Origin of the sequence: Arthrobacter crystallopoietes BAB-32, from assembly GCF_000328305.2 — a bacterium.
Classification (GTDB): domain Bacteria; phylum Actinomycetota; class Actinomycetes; order Actinomycetales; family Micrococcaceae; genus Crystallibacter; species Crystallibacter crystallopoietes_A.
On the sequence record NZ_ANPE02000044.1, the window covers coordinates 1 to 3,530 of the forward strand.

Annotated in this window: 3 protein-coding genes; 1 reads left to right on the plus strand and 2 read right to left on the minus strand. The window is 65.6% G+C overall.

What is annotated here, in order from left to right; genetic code table 11:
- Both D477_RS01165 and D477_RS01170 read right to left on the minus strand, forming a co-directional pair.
- Positions 1 to 1,309: PhoH family protein (locus D477_RS01165; protein WP_052510645.1), on the minus strand; the 1,309-nt coding region annotated here is incomplete at its 3' end.
- A 271-nt stretch (positions 1,310 to 1,580) separates the two neighbouring features.
- Complete coding sequence (locus tag D477_RS01170) at positions 1,581 to 2,315, minus strand: isoprenyl transferase (protein WP_043845147.1); 735 nt, start codon at positions 2,313 to 2,315, stop codon at positions 1,581 to 1,583.
- A 303-nt stretch (positions 2,316 to 2,618) separates the two neighbouring features.
- On the opposite strand from D477_RS01170, the gene trhA reads away from it, so the two are divergent.
- Positions 2,619 to 3,356: a PAQR family membrane homeostasis protein TrhA gene (trhA, locus tag D477_RS01175; protein ID WP_005266465.1), complete on the plus strand. Its 738-nt coding sequence runs from the start codon at positions 2,619 to 2,621 to the stop codon at positions 3,354 to 3,356.
- Positions 3,357 to 3,530 lie beyond the last annotated feature (174 nt).

Here is a 3,530-nt window from a genome sequence, read left to right on the forward strand (position 1 = left end):
GGTTGTCCCGCTGGGCAACATCGTGGGTCAGCACGATCTTCGAGTTCTGCCCGATGCGGCTCATGACGGTCAGCAGCACGTTCTTCTCCAGCGACTGCGCCTCGTCCACGATCACGTACGCGTCATGCAGCGACCGGCCGCGGATGTGGGTCAGCGGCAGGACCTCCAGCATGCCGCGGTCCATCACTTCCTCCACGACTTCGGACGAGACCAGTGCGCCCAATGTGTCGAACACGGCCTGCGCCCACGGATTCATCTTCTCGGCTTCGGAGCCCGGCAGGTAGCCGAGTTCCTGGCCGCCCACGGCGTACAGCGGCCGGAAGACCACCACCTTGCGGTGCTCGCGCCGCTCCAGCACGGCCTCCAGGCCGGCGCACAGCGCCAGCGCGGACTTGCCGGTGCCGGCCCGGCCGCCGAGCGAGACGATGCCGACCTCCGGGTCCATCAGCATATCGATCGCCAGCCGCTGCTCGGCCGACCGGCCGTGCAGCCCGAACACGTCGCGGTCCCCCTTGACCAGGCGGACCTGCTTGTCCGCGCCCACGCGGCCAAGCGCCGAGCCCCGGTTGGACAGCAGCACCAGGCCGGTATTGGCCGGCATCTCCGCAGCTGCCGGGATGAAGACCGGCTCGTGGTTGTAGAGGGTGTTGACCTCGTCCTCGAGCACCTCCAGCTCCGCCACGCCGGTCCAGCCCGAGTCCTTCACCAGCTCATTGCGGTACTCATCCGCCTGGAGGCCCATCGCGGAGGCCTTCACGCGCATCGGCAGGTCCTTGGAGACCACGGTGACGTTCTTGCCCTCGTCCGCAAGGTTCTTCGCCACCGCCAGGATGCGGCTGTCGTTGTCGCCTGCCCGGAATCCCGCCGGCAGCACCTCGGGCGAAATGTGGTTCAGCTCCACGCGCAGCGATCCGCCCTCTTCCCCAAGTGGGATCGCCTTGTTCAAGCCGCCGTGTTCAACCCGCAGATCGTCCAGGAGCCGCAGCGCCTTGCGCGCGAAATAGCCCAGTTCGGGATCATGCCGCTTGCCCTCCAGCTCGGTAATCACTACCACCGGCAGGATCACCTCATGTTCGGCGAACCGCTTCAGCGCCAGCGGATCGGAAAGCAGCACGGACGTGTCCAGCACAAAGGACAGCCCCGGCTGCTGTTCCAGGTTGTCAGCTGCTTCGCCGCTCCGAAGAGCGGACTGCGCCGCCGCTGCAGGCGGTTGCTGCTCTGCCTGCAGGCCGGAAACAACAAGACCGGCGGCAGCAGTGGAAACAGCGGGTTCCTTTGCCGCGCGGCCGGTCTTGGCAGCTTGACTCATGTTTTCAACGGTGGCCACATTAACTCCCGTCCGGAGCGCTGTTGCTCCGAATCGTTCGGATTGGGGCGACGCGGAACGGCCACCAGGCCGGAACCGGCCTCCCCCAATGCATCTGCACGTGGCGACCTCCCGATCAATCGGCGGGATTGCTGACTGATACCCCCAAACTACGCCCCTGTAATTAGGGGGCACAATAGCCCTGCCGGGACGATTCGGTGAACTCCCCGTAAACCCGCCGCGGGCACAGACGCGGCCACCCGGCGTCGTACTTTCAGGAACCGAAACGGCGCTGGCGGCTGGCGTAGTCGCGCAGCGCCCGGAGGAAATCCAGCCGCCGGAAGTCGGGCCACAACGCCTCGCAGAAGTAGAACTCGCTGTACGCGCTCTGCCACATCAGGAACCCCGACAGCCGCTGTTCCCCCGACGTGCGGATCACCAGGTCCGGATCAGGCAGCCCGCGGGTGTAGAGATAGCGCGAAATGTCGTCCACCTCCAGCGAATCCGCCACCGAAACGACATCCTGGCCGGCCTTGCCCGCGGTGTAGAGCAGCTCCTTCACCGCGTCCACGATTTCCTGCCGCCCGCCGTAGCCGACCGCGACGTTCACGTGCACGCCCTCAACCGCCGCGGTCTGCTCCGCCAGCGACCGCAGCTTGCCGGACAGGTAAGCCGGCAGCGTCTCCAGCGCGCCCACCGGACGCACCCTGACGTTCTTGCCCTCGCCCAGCCGGTCCAACGTGTTGGCGATGATGCCCATCAGCTGGTCCAGCTCCTCCGTGGAGCGGTTCATGTTGTCGGTCGAGAGCATGTAGAGCGTGACGACTTTCACGCCCAGCTCATCGCACCAGCCGAGGAACTCCAGGATCTTGTCCGCGCCAGCCTGGTGGCCTTCATTCGTGGGGCTTCCGGCCAGTTTCGCCCACCGGCGGTTTCCATCAACAACGACGCCGATGTGCCCGGGAATGCGGTCATCGGCCAGGGACCGTTGCAGCCGGCGCTCGTACATGCGGTAGACAACCGCGGGGAATCTCAAACGCGCGCCCGCCTTTCTGTTACCGCTTCCTTCGGCCGCCGCCGGACAGCGGACACCGGAGAAGATTCTATCGCCTCAGACCCGTGCCGCTGACGCCGGCCAGCCCTGCACTCCGACTGGCAGTCCCGCCCAGCCCTCGTGACCCGCTGGTGAGCAGACTCCGCACCCACCCGCAAGCAGCCTCGTTACCCGCTGGTGAGCACCCCCCCACCCACCCGCACGCGGCCTCGTTACCCGTTGGTAAGTTGCTTCGATCGGCGGCGGTAGAATCGGCCCATGAATCCGCGCGGCGCAGCCCACTCTTCCCAACCGGCCGGCGGCCCGGACGGCATTGACGGCCCCATTGAAACCGCGGTCGAGAACCTTGCCGATGCACTCAGCATCAAGCCCAAATTCCGCGGGTGGCTGCATGCTGGCGCCACCCCGCTGGCCCTCATTGCTGGCATCGTCCTGGTCTCCCTCGCGCCCTCCGCACCCGGGAAGGCCACTTCCGCCATTTACGCGCTGACAGGCCTGCTGCTCTTCGGCACCAGCGCCGTCTACCACCGCGGAAATTGGCAGCCCAAAGCCAAACTCATCCTCAGGCGGCTCGACCACAGCAACATCATGCTGGTCATCGCCGGGACCTACACACCCCTTGCCTGGGCCCTGCTCGAGCCAGCCAAAGGGACGATATTGCTCTGGCTCATCTGGTGCGGCGCCATCGCCGGCGTTGCCTTCCGCGTGATCTGGCCTAATGCACCGCGCTGGCTCTACGTGCCGATCTACTGTGCGCTCGGCCTCGCAGCCCTGTTCTACCTCCCCGACTTCTTCGCCGCGAATGCCCCCGCAGCCGTCCTCATCTGCGTCGGCGGCGCCTTCTACATCGCAGGCGCTGTGTTCTACGGCATCAAGAAACCCAACTTCTCGGCCACCTGGTTCGGCTTCCACGAACTCTTCCACGCCTTCACAGTCGTGGCCTTTACGTGCCACTTCATCGCCATCATGCTTGCCGTCTTGGCCCAGGGAGCCTGACCAACCATCCCTCCATCCATCTCCATCACTGCAGCCGTCGCGTTCACTCACATGCCGTGTGACAGTTATCCACACCCCTAGTTATCGAAGATAGTTTCGACTAGAATTGTGACATGGCAGACAAAGCAGCGAACCAGCCGGACAACGGCGACGAGGCGACCGAGCCGCCTCCTC

Bases quoted from the DNA above. Each gene is read 5' to 3' on its own strand.
- trhA (WP_005266465.1), top strand. From the start codon at position 2,619: ATGAATCCGCGCGGCGCAGCCCACTCTTCCCAACCGGCCGGCGGCCCG.
- D477_RS01170 (WP_043845147.1), bottom strand. From the start codon at position 2,315: ATGTACGAGCGCCGGCTGCAACGGTCCCTGGCCGATGACCGCATTCCC.